24 protein-coding genes are annotated in these 21411 nt (G+C 60.4%); 4 read left to right on the forward strand and 20 right to left on the reverse strand.

The window, feature by feature from the left end; all coding sequences use genetic code 11:
• Positions 1–217: 217 nt before the first annotated feature.
• The 5 genes from SSARUM_RS16470 to SSARUM_RS16490 form a co-directional block, all read right to left on the reverse strand.
• Positions 218–1171 (reverse strand): transketolase family protein, encoded by a 954-nt coding sequence (locus tag SSARUM_RS16470; RefSeq protein WP_048321834.1) that lies wholly within the window; start codon positions 1169–1171, stop codon positions 218–220.
• Entirely contained in the window at positions 1164–2015 is an 852-nt protein-coding gene (locus SSARUM_RS16475; protein WP_033635336.1) for a transketolase, read from the reverse strand. Before SSARUM_RS16475 ends, SSARUM_RS16470 begins: the two co-directional genes overlap by 8 nt.
• A 13-nt stretch (positions 2016–2028) precedes the next feature.
• Positions 2029–3408 (reverse strand): PTS ascorbate transporter subunit IIC, encoded by a 1380-nt coding sequence (locus SSARUM_RS16480; protein WP_039564978.1) that lies wholly within the window; start codon positions 3406–3408, stop codon positions 2029–2031.
• A gap of 23 nt (positions 3409–3431) precedes the next feature.
• Entirely contained in the window at positions 3432–3713 is a 282-nt protein-coding gene (locus SSARUM_RS16485; protein ID WP_025303676.1) for a PTS sugar transporter subunit IIB, read from the reverse strand.
• 92 nt (positions 3714–3805) lie between these two features.
• Positions 3806–4249, reverse strand: coding sequence for a PTS sugar transporter subunit IIA (locus SSARUM_RS16490; protein WP_033653756.1), 444 nt, complete (start codon positions 4247–4249; stop codon positions 3806–3808).
• A 310-nt stretch (positions 4250–4559) separates the two neighbouring features.
• Between SSARUM_RS16490 and SSARUM_RS16495 the strand changes: the two genes are divergently transcribed.
• The gene (locus tag SSARUM_RS16495; RefSeq protein WP_004936083.1) at positions 4560–5579 is read left to right on the forward strand and encodes a LacI family DNA-binding transcriptional regulator; all 1020 of its coding nucleotides are present in this window, start codon (positions 4560–4562) and stop codon (positions 5577–5579) included.
• A gap of 54 nt (positions 5580–5633) precedes the next feature.
• Here the strand turns inward: SSARUM_RS16495 and yfcD are convergent, their stop codons facing one another.
• Together yfcD and yfcE are read right to left on the reverse strand one after the other, a co-directional pair.
• A complete protein-coding gene (yfcD, locus tag SSARUM_RS16500; protein WP_004936086.1) occupies positions 5634–6179 on the reverse strand; it encodes an NUDIX hydrolase YfcD in 546 nt (181 codons plus the stop codon).
• Between the two features lie 99 nt (positions 6180–6278).
• Positions 6279–6830 carry a phosphodiesterase gene (gene yfcE, locus SSARUM_RS16505; protein ID WP_060430364.1) on the reverse strand — a complete coding sequence of 184 codons (552 nt, stop codon included), beginning with the start codon at positions 6828–6830 and terminating at the stop codon, positions 6279–6281.
• A gap of 233 nt (positions 6831–7063) precedes the next feature.
• On the opposite strand from yfcE, the gene yfcG reads away from it, so the two are divergent.
• The 3 genes from yfcG to SSARUM_RS16520 all read left to right on the forward strand — a co-directional run bounded on the left by yfcG (position 7064) and on the right by SSARUM_RS16520 (position 9106).
• Positions 7064–7693, forward strand: coding sequence for a GSH-dependent disulfide bond oxidoreductase (yfcG, locus tag SSARUM_RS16510; protein ID WP_033648056.1), 630 nt, complete (start codon positions 7064–7066; stop codon positions 7691–7693).
• A gap of 110 nt (positions 7694–7803) precedes the next feature.
• Positions 7804–8175 (forward strand): dihydroneopterin triphosphate 2'-epimerase, encoded by a 372-nt coding sequence (gene folX, locus SSARUM_RS16515; protein WP_033635340.1) that lies wholly within the window; start codon positions 7804–7806, stop codon positions 8173–8175.
• Positions 8176–8191: 16 nt separating this feature from the next.
• Positions 8192–9106, forward strand: coding sequence for a TIGR01777 family oxidoreductase (locus SSARUM_RS16520; RefSeq protein ID WP_033648057.1), 915 nt, complete (start codon positions 8192–8194; stop codon positions 9104–9106).
• Between the two features lie 7 nt (positions 9107–9113).
• Here SSARUM_RS16520 and hisP read toward each other — a convergent pair whose 3' ends face one another.
• The 13 genes from hisP to SSARUM_RS16585 all read right to left on the reverse strand — a co-directional run bounded on the left by hisP (position 9114) and on the right by SSARUM_RS16585 (position 21352).
• On the reverse strand, positions 9114–9887 hold the full coding sequence (gene hisP / locus SSARUM_RS16525) for a histidine ABC transporter ATP-binding protein HisP (protein WP_004936098.1): 774 nt from the start codon (positions 9885–9887) through the stop codon (positions 9114–9116).
• Between the two features lie 21 nt (positions 9888–9908).
• Positions 9909–10613: an ABC transporter permease gene (locus tag SSARUM_RS16530; RefSeq protein ID WP_060430367.1), complete on the reverse strand. Its 705-nt coding sequence runs from the start codon at positions 10611–10613 to the stop codon at positions 9909–9911.
• On the reverse strand, positions 10610–11296 hold the full coding sequence (locus tag SSARUM_RS16535; protein WP_033635345.1) for a histidine ABC transporter permease HisQ: 687 nt from the start codon (positions 11294–11296) through the stop codon (positions 10610–10612). Before SSARUM_RS16535 ends, SSARUM_RS16530 begins: the two co-directional genes overlap by 4 nt.
• Before the next feature lie 82 nt (positions 11297–11378).
• A complete protein-coding gene (hisJ, locus tag SSARUM_RS16540) occupies positions 11379–12161 on the reverse strand; it encodes a histidine ABC transporter substrate-binding protein HisJ (RefSeq protein ID WP_033635346.1) in 783 nt (260 codons plus the stop codon).
• Positions 12162–12465: 304 nt separating this feature from the next.
• On the reverse strand, positions 12466–13038 hold the full coding sequence (locus SSARUM_RS16545; protein WP_033635347.1) for a UbiX family flavin prenyltransferase: 573 nt from the start codon (positions 13036–13038) through the stop codon (positions 12466–12468).
• A gap of 131 nt (positions 13039–13169) precedes the next feature.
• A complete protein-coding gene (gene purF, locus SSARUM_RS16550) occupies positions 13170–14687 on the reverse strand; it encodes an amidophosphoribosyltransferase (protein ID WP_019453742.1) in 1518 nt (505 codons plus the stop codon).
• Between the two features lie 21 nt (positions 14688–14708).
• A complete protein-coding gene (gene cvpA, locus SSARUM_RS16555) occupies positions 14709–15209 on the reverse strand; it encodes a colicin V production protein (protein ID WP_004936119.1) in 501 nt (166 codons plus the stop codon).
• 234 nt (positions 15210–15443) lie between these two features.
• The gene (dedD, locus tag SSARUM_RS16560; protein WP_033648058.1) at positions 15444–16181 is read right to left on the reverse strand and encodes a cell division protein DedD; all 738 of its coding nucleotides are present in this window, start codon (positions 16179–16181) and stop codon (positions 15444–15446) included.
• On the reverse strand, positions 16182–17447 hold the full coding sequence (folC, locus tag SSARUM_RS16565) for a bifunctional tetrahydrofolate synthase/dihydrofolate synthase (RefSeq protein ID WP_033653750.1): 1266 nt from the start codon (positions 17445–17447) through the stop codon (positions 16182–16184).
• A 191-nt stretch (positions 17448–17638) separates the two neighbouring features.
• On the reverse strand, positions 17639–18547 hold the full coding sequence (gene accD, locus SSARUM_RS16570) for an acetyl-CoA carboxylase, carboxyltransferase subunit beta (protein WP_025303691.1): 909 nt from the start codon (positions 18545–18547) through the stop codon (positions 17639–17641).
• Positions 18548–18779: 232 nt separating this feature from the next.
• On the reverse strand, positions 18780–19442 hold the full coding sequence (locus SSARUM_RS16575) for a DedA family protein (protein ID WP_019453745.1): 663 nt from the start codon (positions 19440–19442) through the stop codon (positions 18780–18782).
• Between the two features lie 78 nt (positions 19443–19520).
• Entirely contained in the window at positions 19521–20342 is an 822-nt protein-coding gene (gene truA / locus SSARUM_RS16580) for a tRNA pseudouridine(38-40) synthase TruA (RefSeq protein ID WP_039564972.1), read from the reverse strand.
• A complete protein-coding gene (locus SSARUM_RS16585) occupies positions 20342–21352 on the reverse strand; it encodes an aspartate-semialdehyde dehydrogenase (protein WP_033648060.1) in 1011 nt (336 codons plus the stop codon). The genes truA and SSARUM_RS16585 overlap by 1 nt, the downstream gene beginning before the upstream one ends.
• Between the last annotated feature and the right edge of the window lie 59 nt (positions 21353–21411).

Here is a 21411-nt window from a genome sequence, read left to right on the forward strand (position 1 = left end):
ATTCACAAAATGAATATAACCAATTGTTTTTATTGACTTATTTACAAATAATAAATTTTTATTCCTGCATTGGCCAGTTATTATCAATAAAAAAAGAAAAAGTCCCCTAGGGGACTTTACAATGGGTAGCATGTTGATAAACGTCTCTGGGCAGAACAACACGCGGGGAATAACCGATTTGATTACCGAAGAGAATGCCGGTAATTCCTATTCTGCTTTACAATAGCTGCCCGGCGGCCTCCAGAATATGCTCGGCGGTCAGGCCATACTCCTGTTGCAAGAACGCTTGGGTGCCCACCTGGCCGTAACGCTCCTTCACCCCCACGCGCCGCATCGGCGTCGGGCACTCTTCCGCCAGCACCTCCGCCACCGCCGATCCCAGCCCGTTATGAATGCTGTGGTTTTCACAGGTGACGATGCGCCCGGTCTTGGCCGCGTAAGTTTTGATCAGTTCACGGTCGATAGGCTTGAGGGTGAACATATCGATCACCGCCGCGCTGACGCCCTGCTGCGCCAGCCTCTGCGCCGCCTTCAGCGCCTCCGCCACCATGATGCCGTTGGCGATCAGCGTAATGTCGTCGCCGTCGCGCAGCAGGTTGCCCTTGCCGATGGTAAAGCGCGAGCCCTCCTGATAGATGCGCGTCGCCTGCTTGCGAATGGTGCGCACCCAGTAGAAGCCGCGCAGATCCATCAGCTGGCGCAGAATGTCGGCGAACATGGTGGCGTCGGTCACCTCCAGCACCACCGAATGCGCCAGCCCGCGCACGATGCCCATGTCCTCGAACGACATGTGGGTGCCGCCGTTGTGGCAGGCGCTCACCCCGGCGTCGGAGGCGATCACCTTGACGTTGTTGCGCTGATAATCCAGCGACATGAACAGCTGATCGAAACAGCGGCGGCTGGCGAAGGCGGTAAAGGTATGCACGAACGGCACCCGGCCGGTGAGCGACAGCCCGGCGGCGACGCCGATCACGTTGGCCTCCATGATGCCGCAGTTGATCACGTGCTGCGGGTGATCCTTGTGTACGCCGTCCATCGCCATCGAGCTCATCAGATCCGCCTCCAGCGCGATGATCGGCGCGCCCGCCTCAATCTGCCGACGCACCGCGCCGGCGTAGACTTTGCGCATTTCGACGGCGTCGTTTTCCAACTGCGTCACTACGTTAAACATGGGCGGCCTCCAGTTCGGCGATGGCTTTTTCGATTTCCTGCTGCACGTCCGGCGTCAGGCGCAGGTGGTGAGAGTTCGACAGGTTTTCCAGATAGGCCACGCCCTGCCCTTTGATGCTGTCGAGCACGATCGCCAGCGGCCGCTGTTCGCCGCCGCGCGCCGGCGCCACCGCCGCCAGCAGCGCCGCGATGTCGTCACCCTTGATGGTCTGCACCTCAAAGCCGAAGGCGCGGAACTTGGCGGCCAGATCGAACGGTTGGATCACCTCGTCCAGAGCGCCGTCCAGCTGTTGCTTGTTGTAATCGATGAACAGCGTCAGGTTGTTCAGATTGTGGTGGGCGATAAACTGAAACGCCTCCCAGCACTGCCCTTCGTTCAGTTCCCCGTCACCGAGGATGCTGAACACCCGATTGCGGCGCCCCGCCAGCCGATGGGACAACGCCATGCCGGCGGCGATCGACACGCCCTGCCCCAGCGAACCGGTGGTGGCGTCCACGCCGCGCGTGCGCAGCCGGTCCGGGTGGCTCGGCAGACGCGTGCCGTTCTGGTTGAGGGTCTTCAGCTCCGCCAGCGGGAAGTAGCCCTTGATCGCCAGCGTGCTGTACAGCGCCGGGCCGGCGTGTCCTTTCGACAGCACGAAGTCATCGCGCTCCGGCCAGTCAGGATCCGCCGGATCGATGCGCATCACGCTGCCGTACAGCACCGCCAGCGTCTCCACCACCGACATGCAGCCGCCGTAGTGGCCGAAGCCCAGCCCGGTCAGCGCTTTCAGCGTTTCCAGGCGGATCGCCCGCGCCAGGGCATGCAGCTCTTCAATTTCCGTTTCGCTCGTTGTGTAGTTCATCAGTCTGCCCTCGTTATTTCTCGACGCGGTCAGCGGCCGGCGCGCCTTTGCGTTTTCCCAGGAAGTTATGCGCCACCAGCAGCGCGAACACGGCGACGATCACCAGCATGATCATCTCTTTCGACATAAAGCGCGCCATATTGCCCAGCAGGATGCCGATCGCGCCGAAGTCGGCGTCGGAGAAGGTGGTGTTGGCAAAGCCCAACGCCCCCAGCACCGGCAGCAGCAATACCGGCAGGAAGGTGATCAGCAGCCCGTTGGCGAAGGCGCCCAGCATCGCGCCGCGCCGCCCGCCGGTGGCGTTGCCGAACACCCCGGCGGTAGCGCCGGTGAAGAAGTGCGGCACCACGCCGGGCAGGATCAGCACCATCTTCAGCTGCCCCAGCAGGAACAGCCCGGCCAATCCGCCAAGGAAGCTGAACAGGAAGCCGATCAGCACCGCGTTAGGGGCATAGGGATAGACCACCGGGCAATCCAGCGCCGGCCGCGCATTAGGCACCAGCTTTTCCGAGAAGCCGGTGAACGCCGGCACGATTTCCGCCAGAATCAGTCGCACGCCCTGCAGAATGATGAACACCCCGGCGGCGAAGGTGATGGCCTGAATGATCGAATACACCAGGTAGTTCTGGCCGCCGCTGAGCTCGCTTTCCACATAGGCCCGCCCGGCGGAGATCGCCAGGATCAGGTAGATGACGATCATGGTCATCGAGATCGAAATGGAGCTGTCGCGCAGGAAGCTGAGGTTTTTCGGCAGGTTCATCTCCTCGGTCGAGCGCGAGTTTTTACCCACCTTCGAGCCGATCCAGCCGGACAGCACGTAGCCCAGGGTGCCGAAGTGGCCGAAGGCGATATCATCGTTGCCGGTGATGCGGCGCATATAGCGCTGGGCGATTGCCGGGAAGAACGCCATCACCAACCCCAGGGTCAGCGCGCCGGTAAACACCAGCTGCACGCCCTCGAAGCCCGCCACCGTCAGGATGATGCCGATCATGCAGGCCATGTAGAAAGTGTGGTGGCCGGTCAGGAAGATGTATTTCAGCCGGGTGAAGCGCGCCACCACGATATTCGCCACCATGCCGAACGCCATGATCAGCGCGGTGGAGGCGCCGTATTTCTCCAGCGCGATGGAGACAATGGCTTCGTTATTCGGAATGATGCCCTGAATATTGAACGCATGTTCGAACATGCCGCCCAGCGGATTGAGCGACCCGACCAATACCGTGGCGCCGCCGCCTAGAACGATAAAGCCGAGAATGGTTTTTATCGTGCCTTTCACCACGTCGGAAAACGATTTCTTTTGCGCCAGCAAACCGATCAGCGCAATAAGCCCGACCAGCACCGAAGGCACCTTTAATATATCCACCACAAACTTAAGCGTTTCCTGGATAAACATATCCACCTCGCCAATCGTTTTATTCAGATGATTGAGTGGGCTTCGAAGTAAGCGCGCAGCTTGGCTTCCAGCTCATTAATGTCGATAATGTTACTGATCACCACCAGCTGCTCGGCCGGTACGCTGGCGCTGTCGGCGATGTCTTTCGCCATCACGAACACGTCGGCGGCGCCGGGAGTGGCGGACGACAGATCGGAGTGTTCGACCTCGGCCTCCACCCCCATCTTTTTCAGCACCTTTTTAATGTTCATTTCCACCATAAAACTGCTGCCGAGACCGGAACCGCAGATCGCCATGATTTTCATAATATCCACCTGTTGAATTTAGCGTGTAGGGTAGCGCCGCCGGTCATATTCCCGGCGTTGTTAGCATTGATGGTATTCCTGGTGATTAAACGTTAATAGCGGGCGATAATATCCTCGATTTGCCGTTTATCTTTGGCGTGAAATAACGCCGCCATGGCCTGATTGTCTGAAAATAATTCCGCCAGTTGCGAAATCAATTCGATGTGGCTGTCGCCGTCGGGCGCCGAAAGCATCACCACCACCTGAACCGGATCGTTATCTGCGGAATGAAAGTTCACCCCCTGATGGATCTTCAACAGTGATAATCCCAACGCGTTGGCGCCCTCTTCGGGCCGGGCGTGCGGCATGGCAATGCCCGGCGCCAGGACGAAGTAAGGGCCGAGCTTCTCCTGCTGATGAAAGATGGCCGTCAGGTAATTCGGCGTGATCACGCCGTCTTGCAGCAGCGGCTGCGCGCTCAGCGTGACCGCCTGTCGCCAGTCCTCCACCCGTTCGCACAGCTGTATATGATCGGCGGTCAGCCACTCTTTCAGCACGTTACCCTCCTAAAGGTTGATGGTTTCGGCCGGTGATTAATTCACCGACGACGGTAAAACTTTAATCAACCCCTCCCGGCCACACAGTGATGGATATCACAAAGATAGCGCTACCAAAGCGCTATCATGCAGATCTGTGATAGCGCTATCAAAACGCCGCGCCGCGGCATGGCGTTAACCACAATTTTTTCTCGCTCTTTCGGGTAACGGGGTAGAATGTGCCGCATACGGGGATCGTCGAAGCCGCGCCGTCGGCTTCCCGCCCTCACCATTTTTATGCGCCGCGCGCGCATTTCAGTCGGGATTAGGCATGTCGATCGGTAAAAAACGACGCAGCACGGGCAGGGTGACGTTGGCTGACGTAGCGCAGCTGGCGGGCGTCGGCACCATGACGGTGTCGCGCGCGCTGCGCACGCCGGAGCAGGTTTCAGACAAACTGCGCGAGAAGATTGAAGCCGCGGTAAGCGAACTGGGGTATCTGCCCAACCTGGCCGCCAGCTCGCTGGCGTCGGCCTCGTCCTACACCATCGCCATGGTGGTGCCCAGCCTGTCCGAATCCGGCTGCGCCGAGATGTTCGCCGGCCTGCAGAAAGTGCTGCAGCCGGCCGGCTATCACATCATGCTGGCGGAATCGCAGCACCATCTGGAGCGCGAAGAGAAGCTGCTGGAGACCCTGCTCTCTTACAACCTGGCGGCGGCGGTACTGCTCAGCGTCGAGCATTCGCAAAACGCCCGCAACGCGCTGATCGCCGCCAACATTCCGGTGGTGGAGATCGGCGCCGTGCGCGCCGATCCGATCGACATGAGCATCGGCATCGACTACGTGGCGGCCATGTATCAACTGACGCAAACGGTGATCGCCAGTGGCTACCAGAACATCGGGCTGCTGTGCGCCAACCAGGAACAGTGGATTTTCCAGCAGCACCTGCAGGGCTGGCACAAGGCGCTGCTGCGCAACCATATGTCGCCGCATCGGGTGATCAACGCCGCGCAGCCCGCCAGCTTCAGCACCGGCGCGCAGCAGCTGCCGGAATTCTTGCTGGCCTGGCCGGAGCTGGACGCGCTGGTGTGCGCCTCGGACGAACTGGCCGGCGGCGCGCTGTATGAATGCCAGCGGCGGCGCATCAAGGTGCCGGACAATCTGGCGGTGGTGGGCTTCGGCAACAGCGAATTCAGCCGGGTATGCCAGCCGCCGCTGACCACCATGACCATTCCGCATCGCGACATCGGCATTCAGGCCGGCCAGGCGCTGCTGGCGCGGCTAAACGAGCAGCCCTGGCAGCCGGCAGGCTCCCTGCCCGCCACGCTGTGCCGCCGCGACAGCTGCTGAATCCGCACCATAAAAAAAGCCGGTCGATGACCGGCTTTCTTACGCGTTGGCGTCTCAGTGGTTGTCGAGCGGCTTGCCGTAATCCTGTTCGTTGTTGCGCGTCAGCCACAGCGACAGCGCCTTCAGCGAATCCGGAGTAAACTCGTCGCAGCGCGCGGTGATCTCTTCCGGCGTCAGCCAGCACACCTCGGCCACTTCTTCTTCCTGCAGCGCGAACGGGCCGTGCGATACGCAGCTGAACAGCGCGCCCCACACCCGGCACTGCTCTTCTTCGAAGTAGAACAGACCGTGTTCGGCGAAAGGCACGCCGGCGATGCCCAGCTCTTCTTCCGCCTCGCGGCGCGCCGAGTCCAGCACGTTTTCACCGCTTTGCACCACGCCCCCCGCCGTCGCGTCCAGCCAGCCCGGGTAGAAGTCTTTGATCTCGGTGCGACGCTGCACCAGAATTTTTCCCATTCCATCATGCACCACAATATAGGTAGCACGATGACGCAGCCGCTCCGCCCGCATCTGTTGACGACTGGATTGCGCAATCACCTCGTTTTGCTCGTCGACGATATCAACCCATTCGGTATCTGCAGCCTGACCCTGTTCCGCCATCCTCTAAAACCTTCTATTTTGGCGCGATGCATCCCGCGCGCTGGTTAATCAATGAGTGCTTGTCAAAGATTTTTATTGTGTGTGTATAAATTAGTGCGTTTAGCGTGTTAACGCCACCTCCGCGACGACCTTGCCGTCGTCGAGCGTCAGCACGCGCAAAGTGCCCCGATCCAACATGCCGTAGCTGGCCGGAAAGCCCCCTTTGGGGATGCTGACCGAGCCCGGATTGAAGCAATAGATCTCACCCTGCCGCTCCGCCTGCGGCAGATGCGTATGGCCGTAGGCCAGGACGTCACCGCGGGATAACGGCGGCAGTGCCGAGGGATGATAAAGGTGACTGTGGGTCAAAAACAATCGTCTTTTTTGCAGTAAAACCTGTTGCCAGGGCGCCTCGATGGGAAACGTCAGCAGCATCTGGTCGACCTCGCTGTCGCAATTGCCGCGAACGGCGATGATCTTGTCGCTATAGCGATTCAATCGTTCGGCAACCTGAGCAGGCTGATACCCGGCCGGCAGCGCGTTGCGCGGGCCGTGATTCAGCAAATCACCCAGAAGAATCAACCAGTCGGCGCCGTTTTGTGCGAACAATTCCAGCACGCGTTCGGTAGCAGGCAGCGATCCGTGGATATCCGAGGCGAACATCAGCTTCATAACCTTGTCCTATAGAGGGAAATAAGCGCCATTTTACCGCGCCGGCGCCGTGCGGCAAACCGCCGCCCACCCCGGTGGAGAATTGTGATCCAACCGCGCAGATAGCATCGGACGAATCCCACATAGCCTGCTATCCTTAGCTGCTATTGTTGGATCTCTGATATACCTTTGTGCGCGGCGAAGACCGCAGCAACGTGTAATGAATTACAGATCACCTTACCGCAGGAGGCAACATGATTGACCTGTATTACGCGCCTACTCCCAATGGTCACAAGATCACCTTGTTTTTGGAAGAGGTCGGCTTACCCTACCGTATCCATCGCGTAAACATCAGCGCCGGCGAGCAGTTTAAACCGGACTTTCTGAGCATTTCTCCCAACAACAAAATCCCGGCGATCGTCGATCAGCAACCGGTGGATGGCGGCGAGCCGATCAGCCTGTTCGAATCCGGTGAAATCCTGCTGTATCTGGCGGAGAAGACCGGCAAACTGCTGAGCAAGGGCCTGCGCGAACGTGCCGCCACCCTGCAGTGGCTGTTCTGGCAGGTGGCCGGGTTCGGGCCGATGCTCGGGCAGAATCACCACTTCAACCACTACGCGCCGCAGCCGGTGCCCTACGCCATCGAGCGTTATCATCTGGAGACCAAGCGGCTGTATGGCGTGCTGGAAGCCGAACTGCAAAAGCACCCGTACCTGGGCGGCGACAACTACAGCATCGCCGATATCGCCACCTACCCGTGGGTGGTGTCGCATCCGCGCCAGCGCATCGATCTGGCGGATTACCCGGCGGTGCGCAACTGGTTCGAACGCATCAGCAACCGCCCGGCGACCGAGCGCGCCTACAAACTGGCCGAACAAAGCTAAGTGCCTCCCCGACTCCCCTTTGACCGGGGAGTCACATCGTCGCTGCGTTATCATTTCCCTACTTTCCGTGTATTCTGAACGCCAATAATCAGACCTATGGAGAATCTCTGATGTCTTTCAGTCAACCCGACGCCGTTATCCGCATTAAAAATCTGCGGCTGCGCACGTTCATCGGTATCAAGGAAGAGGAAATCAACAACCGACAGGACATCCTGATCAACGTGGTGATCCACTACCCGGCGGACAAGGCGCGCAACAGCGAAGACATCGCCGATGCGCTCAACTACCGCACCATCACCAAAGCGATCATCCGCCATGTGGAAGATAACCGTTTCGCGTTGCTGGAAAAATTAACGCAGGATGTGCTCGATATCGTAAAAGAACACGCCTGGGTGACCTATGCTGAAGTGGAGATAGATAAACTTCTGGCTCTGCGCTACGCCGATTCTGTCTCCATGACCATGAGCTATCGCAGGGACTAACTCAGGGAGGTCGACCATGCGGATCCTGATCACCGGCGCAACGGGTTTGATCGGCAGCAGCCTGACGGCCAGGCTGCTGGCGCTTTCTCACCATATTACGGTACTAACGCGAGACGAACGGCGGGCTCGGGCCCGGCTCGGCGACCAGCCGAGCTATTGGCGCACGCTGGACGACCGGCAGTCGCTGGATGACTTCGATGCGGTGATCAATCTGGCCGGCGAACCTATCGCCGACAAGCGCTGGAGCGCACAGCAGAAGCAGCGGTTGTGTCATAGCCGCTGGGATCTGACCGAACGCTTGGCGCAGCTGATCAAGGCCGGCAGCACGCCGCCCGGCGTGCTGATTTCCGGTTCCGCCGTCGGCTACTACGGCGATCAGGGGCAGGCGGTGGTCACCGAAGAGGAGCCGCCGCACGACGAATTCACCCACCAGCTGTGCCAACGCTGGGAAGCGCTGGCGCTGCAGGCGCAGAGCGACGCCACCCGCGTCTGCCTGCTGCGCACCGGCGTGGTGCTGGCGCCGCAGGGCGGCGCGCTGGCCAAAATGCTGCCGCCGTTCCGCTTCGGGCTGGGCGGCCCGATCGGCGACGGCCGCCAATACCTGCCGTGGATCCATCTCGACGACATGGTCAACGGCATTATTTATCTGCTGGATCACGCCACGCTCACCGGTCCGTTCAACATGGTCGCTCCCTACCCGGTGCATAACGAGCAGTTCGCCGCCCAATTGGCCAACGTGCTCGATCGCCCGGCGTTTCTGCGGGTGCCGGCGTTCGTCATGCGTTTGTTGATGGGGGAAGCGGCGGTGCTGGTGCTCGGCGGCCAGCGGGCGGTGCCGAAGCGGCTGGAGGAGGCCGGCTTCCACTTCCGCTATCTGGAGCTGGAGCAGGCGCTGGATGACGTGATTAATCAGCGGGCCGAAGCCCGCTGATCTGAAGTTACTTCAACGCGCCGGACAGGAACTGCTGCAGGCGCGGGCTTTTGGGGTTGCCGAACAGCTCGGCCGGCGGCCCCTGTTCTTCAATCAACCCTTTATGCAGGAAGATCACGTGGTTGGAAACGTGGCGCGCAAACTCCATTTCGTGCGTCACCACCACCATGGTTTTCCCCTCCTCCGCCAGCTTCTGCATGATGCGCAGCACCTCGCCCACCAGCTCGGGATCCAGCGCCGACGTCGGTTCGTCAAACAGCAGCACTTCCGGCTCCATCGCCAACGCGCGGGCGATAGAAACGCGCTGCTGCTGGCCGCCCGACAGGTGCACCGGGTATTTGCCGCGCGCCCGCTCATCGATGCCCACCTTATCCAGATAACGCACCGCGCGCTCGTGCGCGTCGGCCTTGCTCAGCCCCAGCACCTGCACCGGCGCCTCCATCACGTTCTCCAGCACCGTCATGTGGCTCCACAGGTTGAAATGCTGGAACACCATGGTCAGGCGGGTGCGCAGCAGCTGCAGCTGCTTCTTGTCGAACACCTTCAGCTGGCCGTCTTTGTCGCGCACCATGCGGATGTCTTCGTTGTTCAGGCTGATCGAGCCCTCGCTCGGCTTCTCGAGGAAGTTGATGCAGCGCAGAAAGGTGCTTTTGCCGGAGCCGGAGGAGCCGATGATGCTGATCACATCCCCGGCGTTGGCCGCCAGCGAGACGCCCTTCAGCACTTCGTGGTCGCCATAGCGTTTGTGCAGTTCCGTGACGGCTAATTTATTCTCAGACATGGTTTTTCTTCCCGTCATTTATCAGTGACTAACGTGTGCCATCCAGCGTTTTTCAGCCTTGCGGAACAGGCTGATTAACACGTAGGAGATGATCAGGTACAGCACCGCCGCGATGCCGAAAGCGTAAAACGGCTGATAGGTCGCGGCGTTGATGTCGCGCGCAATCTTCAGCAGATCCGGCACGGTGGCGGTAAACGCCAGCGCGGTGGAGTGCAGCATCAGGATCACTTCGTTGCTGTAGGCCGGCAGCGCGGTGCGCAGCGCCGATGGCAAAATGATGCAGCGATACATCTTGAAGCGCGAGAAACCGTAGGCGTTGGCGGCCTCGATTTCACCGTGCGGCACCGAGCGGATCGCCCCGGCGAAGATCTCGGTGGTATAGGCGCAGGTGTTGAGCGTCAGCGCCAGGATGGTGCAGTTGAGCCCGCTGCGGAAAAACGCATTGAGAAACTCGCTGCCGCGCACGATCTCAAGGCTGTACATGCCGGAGTAGAACACCAGCAGCTGCACGTACAGCGGTGTGCCGCGAAACACGTAGGTATAGAGCCACACCGGGAAACGCACCCAGCGGATGGAAGAGACGCGCGCCACCGCCATCGGGATCGCCAGCAGCCCGCCCATCACCACCGAAGCGATCAGCAGCCACAGCGTTACCGCCACGCCGGTGAAACGGTAGCCGTCGCTCCACAGCAGCGACTGCCAATACTGTTGAAAAATCTCGATCATAGCTCGGCCCTCTTGACGCCCAGTGAGTAACGCCGTTCAAGCCACAGCAGCACGCCGTTGGAAACGGTCGTGAAGATCAGGTACACCACGCCGGCCACGATGGCGAAGAAGAACGGCTGATAGGTGCCTTTCCCCGCCAGCTGAGTGGCTTTCACCACGTCGTTCAGGCCGAGGATCGACACCAGCGCCGTCGCCTTCAGGATCACCTGCCAGTTGTTGCCGATGCCCGGCAAGGCGAAACGCATCATCGCCGGGAACAGAATGCGCCGGAAGATCTGCGCGCCGCTGAAGCCGTAGGCCGTCGCCGCTTCGATCTGCCCTTTCGGCACCGCCAGATAGGCGCCGCGGAAGGTCTCGGTAAAATAAGCGCCGTAGATAAAACCGAGGGTAATGATGCCGGCGCCGAGCGGATCGATATCGATCTGCGAGAAGCCCAGCAGCGTAGTGATATTGTTCAGCGCGATTTGCAGACCGTAAAAGATCAGCAGCATCAGCACCAGATCGGGCACGCCGCGGATCAGCGTGGTGTAAGCGCCGAACAGGCCGGAAATAAGGGGGTTGTGGGAGAGTTTGCCGCCGGCGCCGATCAATCCGATCACCACCGCCAACAATACGGAACTGAGGGCCAACTCCAGCGTCACCAGAGCCCCCTCGAAAATCAGTTGGGAATAGCCTTGCAGCATCTACTTCACCCTGTGGTCTAGGATCCGAACCATCGGGGCCGGCACACCGGCCCCGCAGTCACAGCATGGAACGGTTAGCGGATTACCCGCCGTAGACGTCAAAGTCGAAGTACTTTTTCGCGTATTTATCGTAGGTGCCATCTTTGCGCATTTCGGCGAAGGCTTTGTCCAGCGCGGCTTTCAGCTCGGTATCGGCTTTGCGCAGCCCCATGCCGGTGCCGACGCCGAAGAATTTGTCATCCTTCACCGATTCGCCGGCGAACGCGTAGTCTTTGCCCGGCGGCTGTTTCAGGAAGCCGTCGCTGCCCGCCACTTCATCCTGGAAGGCGGCGTCGATGCGCCCGGACGCCAGATCGGCGTAGACCAGATCCTGGTTCTGGTAAGGCACCACGGTGACGCCCTTCGGCTGCCACATGGCGTTGGCGTAGGCTTCCTGGGTGGTGCCCTGCAGCACGCCCACGCTCTTGCCTTTCAGGGCGTCCACGGTAGGCAACAGCTTGGAGCCCTTCGGCGCGATCAGACGCGCGTTGGCGGCATACAGCTTGTCGGTAAAGGCGATTTCCTGCTGGCGTTTTTCAGTGATGGACAGCGAAGAGATGATGGCGTCGATTTTCTTCGCCTTGAGGGATGGGATCAGCGCGTCAAAGTCGCTCTCCACGAAGGTGCATTGGGTATTTATGCGTTTGCACAGCTCTTTGGCCAAATCGATATCGAAGCCGACCAGCTCGCCTTTGGCGTTTTTGGATTCAAACGGCGCATAAGTCGGATCGGTGCCGATCTTCAATGTCGATGGGATAGCGGCGAATGCGCTGTTTGCGGCCGCCAAAGCCAAGACTAAAGGAAGAACCTTAACCAGCTTTTTCATAAATTACCCTCAAATTGATTTTTTTGATGCCACTACGGGCATTACTTTTCCCCACCAAATCAATTTGCAGTAATCGTGCCACATTAGGTGCTACGGGCGGAGGGAACGGCTCCGGCCTTCACAATACTGTTTCCTGGGACGATAACCGCAAAATTAAATCGGCCGCTCGGGGCCGCGCCACTGGCAGCCGCGACAAGGCGGCGCCATGAAACAGTGAACGTGATGAAGTAGGATCATTATGGTGCATGCGCCGCCCTAATTCAGTGCGGTGTTGCACAAATGTGCCAATTTGGGGATTAAAATGTTAACTAACGCCCTGCCAACGGGTGAACAGATCGGCCGGCAGTTCGATATCAAACTGATCGATCACCCGATTGACGGTCTGATCGATGATGTCTTCCACGCTTTTCGGCTGGTGATAAAACGCCGGCACCGGCGGCATGATCACCGCCCCCATCTCCGCCGCCTGGGTCATCAACCGCAGGTGACCCAAATGCAGCGGCGTTTCCCGCACGCACAGCACCAAACGGCGGCGCTCTTTGAGCACCACGTCGGCGGCGCGAGTCAGCAGCCCGTCGCTGTAACTGTTGACGATGCCGGACAGGGTTTTGACTGAGCAAGGTAAAATCGCCATGCCCAGGGTTTTGAAGGAGCCGGAGGAAATGCCGGCGGCGATGTCGCGCGCATCGTGCACCACGTCGGCCAGCGCCTGCACTTCCCGCAGGCTGTACGGCGTTTCCAGCGCCAGCGTCTGTCTTGCCGCGTTGCTCATCACCAGATGGGTTTCCACCTCTGCGACGTCGCGCAAAACCTGTAACAGGCGCACGCCGTAGATGGCGCCGCTGGCGCCGGAAATGCCGATGATGAGTCGTTTCATGGAAAATGGCCTCTGCCGTAAAAAGTAAGATCAGGCAGACTTTGCCGCAATGGCGAGGGATAAGCAAGTCAGAGGAGCAAGGCGCACCGCCGCAGACGCGGCGATGCACCCTGATGGATCAACGCAGGCGGTTAGCCTTCGTTATGCAGTTCCAGATTTTCCGCTTCGGTTTGCACCCGCAGCGCCTTGGCGTCGTCGCTGCGCAGCGACTCCAGGTATTCCAGATAGCTTTGATCGACGTCTTTGGTCACGTAGATGCCGTTGAACACCGAGCATTCGAACTGGGTGATGTCCGGGTTCTCTTCGCGCACCGCTTCGATCAGATCGTCCAGATCCTGGAAGATCAGCCCGTCGGCGCCGATAATCTGGCGGATTTCATCCACTTCGCGCCCGTGGGCGATCAGTTCGTTGGCGCTCGGCATGTCGATGCCGTAAACGTTCGGGAAACGCACTTCCGGCGCGGCGGAAGCCAGGTACACCCGCTTGGCGCCCGCTTCGCGCGCCATCTCGACGATCTGTTCCGACGTGGTGCCGCGCACGATGGAGTCATCCACCAGCAGCACGTTCTTGTCGCGGAACTCGGCGCGATTGGCGTTCAGCTTGCGGCGCACCGACTGACGACGCGCCTGCTGGCCCGGCATGATGAAGGTGCGGCCGACGTAGCGGTTCTTCACAAAGCCCTGGCGGTAGGGCTTCTCGAGAATGCGCGCGATCTCCAGCGCGATGTCGCAGGAGGTTTCCGGAATCGGGATCACCACGTCGATATCCAGATCTTCCCACTCACGGGCAATCTTCTCGCCCAGCTTCTGGCCCATGCGCACGCGGGCGCTGTAGACCGAGATCTTGTCCATAAAGGAGTCCGGGCGCGCGAAATAAACGTATTCGAACAGGCACGGGTTGGTTTTCGGGTTCTCTGCGCACTGGCGGGTGAACAGCTGGCCCTTGGTGGTGATATACACCGCTTCGCCCGGCGCCACGTCGCGCAGGAACTCAAAGCCCAGGGTATCCAGCGCCACGCTTTCGGAAGCCACCATGTACTCGCTGCGGCCATCCTCCAGCGTGCGCTTGCCGATCACCAGTGGGCGAATGCCGTTCGGATCGCGGAACGCCAGCAGACCGTGGCCGATGATCATCGCCACGCAGGCGTAAGCGCCGCGCAGTTGCTGATGCATGGCGGCGACCGCGGTAAAGATGTTGTCGGCCTCCAGCGGGTAGTGCGGGAAACGGTCCAGCTCGCTGGCCAGCACGTTCAGCAGGATTTCCGAGTCGGAGGTGGTGTTGACATGGCGGCGGCCGCTTTCGAACAGCTTTTGGCGCAGCTCATGGGCGTTGGTCAAGTTGCCATTGTGGGCCAGCGTAATGCCGAACGGCGAGTTGACGTAGAAAGGCTGGGCCTCAGAGGCGCTCGAGCTGCCGGCCGTCGGGTAACGCACATGGCCAATGCCCATGTTGCCCTGCAAGCGTTGCATATGGCGCGCCTCAAACACATCCTTCACCAGGCCGTTGGCTTTACGCAAACGGAACCCGTTGTGGGCGTCAATGGTGACGATGCCTGCGGCATCCTGGCCACGGTGCTGAAGCACCGTCAGCGCATCATAAATCGACTGGTTTACCGGCATGAAACCGGCGATACCGACAATACCGCACATGTTGTCTTTTCCTCATCAGCGCTACCGCCCCGGCAATTGGGTCGGCAAGAAACTCGACGTGCTCTGCAGGTAGTCAAAGAACCACCTGATGACGTAACTGAACTGGGGAATGAGCTGCGACTGTTTCCAGTCGGCACTCTGTGAAAAGCCGGTAAAGGTATCCAGGAAGAACAGGATCGCCGCGACGATCAATACTCCGCGCAGCGCGCCGAAGCAGATGCCCAGCACCCGATCGGTGCCCGACAACCCGGTTTTCTCTACCAGTGAGCTAATCACATAGTTAACAATAGCCCCTACGATCAAGGTCGCGATGAACAAAATCGCGATCGCGATGCCGTTTCGCACCAGTTCATCTTCAAAACGAGTGAAATAGACCGCAAGGTAAGAGTAGAAATGGCTGGCAACAAAAAACGCACATCCCCATGTCACAAGTGACAATGCTTCGCGAACAAACCCTCGGATCAGGCTCACCAGAGCCGAAAATCCAATTACCGCTATAATGACGTAATCAATCCAGACCATGAACTATTCCAATGATGAATCGCCCCTGCATCCAATTCGCGGCGAATTCTAACAGAAAAAGAAAACGTTTGCGTAGGGGATTTCCTACCACGTTACAAATAAAAAGCGGCGATCAAAAAATTCTCAATCGCCGCGCCTACATAGGTGATTTCGCCTGTAAAAGGCGCGGTTTTTCTCGCTTTCTCTCCACCACTCCTTCATTCAGGGGCGCATCGTGCTGCGCCCCTGCGGGGTTTAACGGCCGTACGGCTTCACCTGCCCGCTCAGCCCGCTGATCGAGTTCAGCGACGGCAACGCCGCCTGCAGCTTCTGCCTGGAGGCGTCCGGGCCGACGTAGATGCGGGTTATCTGCCCCTGCACCGGCGTTGACGGCACGGTGAAGGCGCGGTAGCCCGAGAGGCGCAGCGAGGCGACAATCTCGTTCGCCTTGGCGGCGTTCTTCAGCGCCCCGAGCTGCACGACATAGGCTTGCCCTGCCGGCGCTTTTTCTTCCGCCGGTTTCGGCTGCGGCGCTGGCTCAGGTTTCGGCGTCGGCTCCGGCTTCGGCACCGGCTTCACTTCCACCGGCTTCGGTTGCGGTGCCGGTTTCGGTTTCACTTCCACCGGTTTGGTTTCCACCGGTTTCGGCTTGGGCTGCGGCACCGGCTGAGGACGCGTCTCGACCGGCGGCGGCGCCACCTGCGTCGGCTGCTGAGCGCTCTGCCGCACCGCCTGTTGCGCCGCCGCTTCATTGGCCGCCTGCTGCTCGACCAGCGCGCCCGCCCCTTCCGGCGGCTGCGCCGGCAGCGGTTGCGTCACCGGCGGCAGCACGTCGTTCTCTTCGACATCGCCCGGTTTCGGCACCAACGGAATGGCCGCAAATTCATCCTCGTAATGCTTCTTTTTGCCGTCCAGCAGCCCTGGCAGGATGATCACCCCCAGCGCCACCAGAATCACGGTTCCGACCAGTCGGTTCTGAAATTTACTCGCCACTCACACTCCCCGCATCTCGTCTAACGCCGCCATCACCTGCGCCACGGTGTGGAACGATCCACAGACGATCACAATATCCTGTTTATCAGCATCCTGCATAGCCTGCCGCCAGGCAGTTTCGACATCATTAAAGCGGCGCGGTTCCTTCAGATGTTGCGCCAGCTGTTCGACGCTGGCGCCGCGCGGCCCGTCGAGCGGCGCGCAGTACCATTCATCCACCTGCTCGCTCAGGCAGGCCAGCGTGCCGGCGATATCCTTGTCCGACAGCATGCCCACCACCGCGCGCACCTTGCCGCCTTCGCGCGGCAGTTTGGCCAGACGCCCGGCCAGATAGCCGGCGGCGTGCGGGTTGTGCGCCACGTCGAGGATCAGCGTCGGCTCCCGCCGCACGATCTGGAAACGCCCCGGCAGCGTCGCCTGCTGCAGCCCGGTGAAGATCGCGCGTTCGTCGATTTCCAGCGGGGAGCAGTTCAGCGCCGCCAGCGCGGTAGCGGCGTTGGCCAGCGGCACATTCGGCGTCGGCAGATCGGTCAGCAGCGTGTCGCCGCCCTGCCACTGCCAGCGATCGCCCTGCTCGCTGAAGCTCCAGGCTTCGCCGCGGCGATACAGCGGCGCGCCCAGCGTTTCGGCAACCTGACGAATGCTCTCCGGCATGTCGGGTTCGCCCACCACCGCCGGCTTGCCGCTGCGGAAAATGCCGGCCTTCTCGCGGCCGATGCTTTCGCGATCGTTGCCCAGCCAGTCGGTGTGATCGAGCGCGATGCTGGTAATCACCGCCACGCTCGGATCGACGATGTTGGTGGCGTCGAGTCGCCCGCCCAGGCCCACTTCCAGGATCACCACGTCGAGCCGCGCCTGTTTGAACAGCTGCAGCGCCGACAGGGTGCCGAATTCGAAATAGGTCAGCGACGTTTCGCCGCGGCCGGCCTCAATGGCGGCGAACGAGCGGCTGTGCTCCGCTTCGCTCAGCTCTTCCCCCTGAATGCGCACGCGTTCGGTATAGCGCACCAGATGCGGCGAACTGTAGACGCCGACGCGCAGGCCGGCGGCCAGCAGAATGGCTTCGAGGGTGCGACAGGTGGTGCCTTTGCCGTTGGTGCCGGCAACGGTGAACACCGTGGGGGCGGGGGTCAGTAAATCCAGATGCGCCGCGACGCGCTGTACGCGCTCAAGGCCGAGTTCGATCGCCTGGCTGTGCAGACGTTCCAGATAATAAAGCCACGAGCTCAATGGCGACGTGGCTTGGGGAATTTGGTGGTTTTGCATGAGTCCCATCACTGAACTTGGGTTCATTAATCCATCAGGGCACCACCCTCACCGCGGTAAAGGCGATGCGCTTCGTGACTGCCGCCAGCCTGCAAACCGCAGCGAGATAGGCCACGGCTGGCAGGGAACGGGCATCAGCCGTCACTTAGCCACAAAGTGGCGGCTGAACCCGGGCGGGATCTGTCTTTGCCTCAGGCGTCAGCCTGCGGCTCCGGCTCAATGACCGGCGCGGCCTCATCGAAATGCGGCTGCGGCTGGTTGGTCAGCTTGGACAGAATGCTCGCCAACGTTTGGCGCATTTCCGGACGGCGAACGATCATGTCGATCGCGCCTTTTTCGATCAGGAACTCGCTGCGCTGGAAGCCCGGTGGCAGTTTCTCGCGCACGGTCTGCTCGATGACGCGCGGGCCGGCAAAGCCGATCAGCGCTTTCGGCTCGGCGATGTTGATGTCGCCCAGCATCGCCAGGCTGGCGGAAACGCCGCCCATGGTCGGGTCGGTCAGCACGGAGATGTACGGCAAGCCGCGCTCCTGCATCTTGGCCAACGCCGCGCTGGTTTTCGCCATCTGCATCAGCGACATCAGCGCTTCCTGCATGCGCGCGCCGCCGCTGGCGGAGAAGCACACCAGCGGACAGTTGTCCTCCAGCGCCTGCTCAACCGCACGCACGAAACGCGCGCCGACCACGGAAGACATCGAGCCGCCGATGAAGGCGAACTCGAAGGACGCAGCGACGATCGGCATGCCGTACAGCGTGCCCTTCATCACCACCAGCGCGTCTTTCTCGCCGGTCGCTTTCTGTGCGGCAACCAGACGATCTTTATAGCGCTTGGAATCCTTGAATTTCAGAACGTCCTTCGGCTCCAGATCGCTGCCCAGCTCCACTTCGCTGCCTTCGTCCAGCAGGGTATGCAGACGCGCGCGCGCGCCCATACGCATGTGGTGGTCGCACTTCGGACACACTTCCAGATTACGCTCCAGCTCGGCGCGGTAGAGGACCTGGCCGCAGCTGTCGCATTTGGTCCAAACCCCTTCAGGAATGCTCGCCTTACGGGTTTGTGTGATATTGCTCTTGTTAAGAATTCGTTCAATCCAGCTCATCGATGACCTTTCTGTTTGAACCTGGCACACGCCAGTCCGCTGTTCATGCTTTAACAATCCCCCTGAAAACACCCCAATGAAAAAATGCCCGTTCGCGGCGCGGCAAGCGCGGCGACTGAGGCATCGGCTTCAGGGTTGTTCGCAGGAACAGACCATAATGTCGCTCATTAAACCATATCGGCCCGACGCTGTGGACAAAAAACTGGTCGAACCGACAGGTTAAGCGATGTTTTTACTGTTTTTGCTGGCGGGCGGCCGCGCGCTTGTGGCGCCAAATTTCAATCACGCCCGGCAGAATCGAAACGATGATGATCCCGACGATCAACAGTTTCAGGTTCTCCTGCACCACCGGCAGATCGCCGAACAGGTAGCCAGCATAAGTGAAGAGCAGCACCCAAACCAGTGCGCCAATCACGTTGTAGGCGGCGAAGTGGCGATAGGACATATGCCCCATACCGGCGACGAACGGCGCAAAAGTACGCACGATCGGCACAAATCGCGCCAGAATAATCGTTTTTCCACCGTGCTTCTCATAAAACTGGTGCGTCTTGTCCAGGTAGCTGCGGCGGAAAATTTTCGAATTCGGGTTGCTGAACAGCTTCTCGCCGAACAACCGCCCGATAGTGTAGTTCACCGCATCGCCGAGGATCGCCGCCACCACCATCAACGCCACCATGGTGTGCACGTTCAGATCGTTGGTCGGCAACGCCGCCAGCGCGCCGGCGACAAACAGCAAAGAATCCCCCGGCAGGAACGGCGTCACCACCAGACCGGTTTCGCAAAACAGGATCAGGAACAGAATAGCGTAGACCCACATGCCGTATTGTGCGACCAGTTCGGCCAGGTGCACATCAATATGCAGAATGAAATCAATAATAAACTTGATGATGTCCATAAATTCTCTCATTGATACCGGGTGTTTCAATCACCCGGCAGAAGCACAAGGGAGCGACGCGTTCAGGCGTGCCGGCGTTTAATCGTCGGGCAAAAACAGCGGCCCCATCGGCGTCCGCGGTAGACCAAAGTGGTCGGGATAATCCACGGCAACCAGATACAGCCCCTCGGCTCGCGCCGTCGCCGCCGCCAGATTGCGATCCTTCAGCGCCAGCAGCTCGGCCATCCAGTTCTCATCCTGATTGCCGCAGCCGATCTCCATCAGGCTGCCGACGATGTTGCGAACCATGTGATGCACAAAGGCATTCGCCTTGATATCTACCACAATATATTCGCCGTAGCGCGTAACCTTAACGTGTTTTACGCAGCGCCACGGGGTGCGTGACTGGCACTGCACCGCGCGAAACGAAGTGAAGTCGTTTTCGCCCAGCAGCGCCTGCGCCGCCCGATGCATGCGATCGGCGTCCAGCGGGTGATAAAAATGCGTCACCCCCTGTTGCAGCACCGCCGGCCGGTAGCGATGGTTGAAAATAATATAGCGGTAGCGGCGCGCGGTGGCGCTGAAGCGCGCGTGAAAATCGTCGGCGACGGGGCTCACCCAGCGCACCGCGATGTCCGGCGGCAGATGGGTGTTCACCCCCATCGTCCAGGCGGCGTCCTTGCGGCGCGCGGTGGTTTCGAAATGCACCACCTGCCCGGTGGCGTGCACTCCGGCGTCGGTGCGCCCGGCGCACAGCACGCTAATCGGCGCATCCGCCACCTTGCTCAACGCCTGCTCCAGGCGTTGCTGCACGCTGGCCACTTCTTGCTGCCGCTGCCAGCCGTAGTACCGGCTGCCGTCATATTCGATGCCCAGCGCAATTTTCAGCGTCGGCTGAGCGGGCGAGACCACCTCAGACATCAGTACATCTGCTCCTGCACCAGACGCTCGGCGGTTTCGACAGCCATCAACGCGCCGCCGAAGCGCACGTTGTCCGCCACCGTCCAGAACTGCAGCAGCTCGGGGATGCCGTAATCGTTACGCAGACAACCGATGCTGAGCGCATCGCTGCCGGAGGCGTCGGTGACCTGAGTCGGGTAATCGTCCTCTTCGCTCAGCTGAATGTCCTCGACCTCTTCCAGCTCGCTGCGCGCCTCTTCGGCGGACAGCGGGCGCAGCGCTTCCAGGTGCACCACCTGCGCGTGGCCGTAAAACACCGGCGACTGAACGCAGCTCACCGAAATCGGCAGCCCTTCATCCTGCAGCACCTTGCGCACCTGATCGACGATCAGGCGTTCTTCGCGCACGCTGCCCTGCTCGTCGGCAATCAGCGGCAACAGGTTGAACGCCAGCTGCTTGCCGAAAACGCCTTCCTCCGCCGGGATGCCGTTCAGCAGGCGTGCGCTCTGGCCGGCCAAGTCGTCCACCGCCGCCTTGCCGCGCGACGATACCGACATCAGCGTGGTGACGTGCAGACGCGACAGCCCCGCCTGTTCGGTCAGCGGCTTGATCGCCGTCAGCAGCTGGCTGACCATGCTATCGGCCACCGCTACGATATTGCGGTTGCGGTAATCCGCCAGCACCTGCGGGTTAACGCCCGGCACCACCAGCGGCACATCCGGCTCCATGGCGAACAGGCCGCTGGTGTCGATCACCAGGCAGCCCATGTTGCCGGCTTCTTCGGCATAGCGCGCGGAAGCTTCGCTGCCGGCGACGAAGAAGGCCAGCTGCGCCTGCGACCAGTCGAACTCTTCGGCGTTTTGCACCAAAAGAGACTTGCCGTTGAAGCGCACATTGGCGCCCGCGCTGCGTTCGCTTGCCAGAGGATAGAGCTCACCCACCGGGAACTGGCGATCCTGCAACAATTCCAGCAACGCTTCACCTACCGCGCCAGTGGCGCCGAGCAGCGCGATATTCCAGCCGTCAGACATCGGGTTTTCTCCAGAGTATTTCATTCATAAAAGCAGACGGGCAGTGCAGCCACCGCCCG

Origin of the sequence: Serratia sarumanii, from assembly GCF_029962605.1 — a bacterium.
In the GTDB taxonomy this organism is placed as follows: Bacteria; Pseudomonadota; Gammaproteobacteria; order Enterobacterales; family Enterobacteriaceae; genus Serratia; species Serratia sarumanii.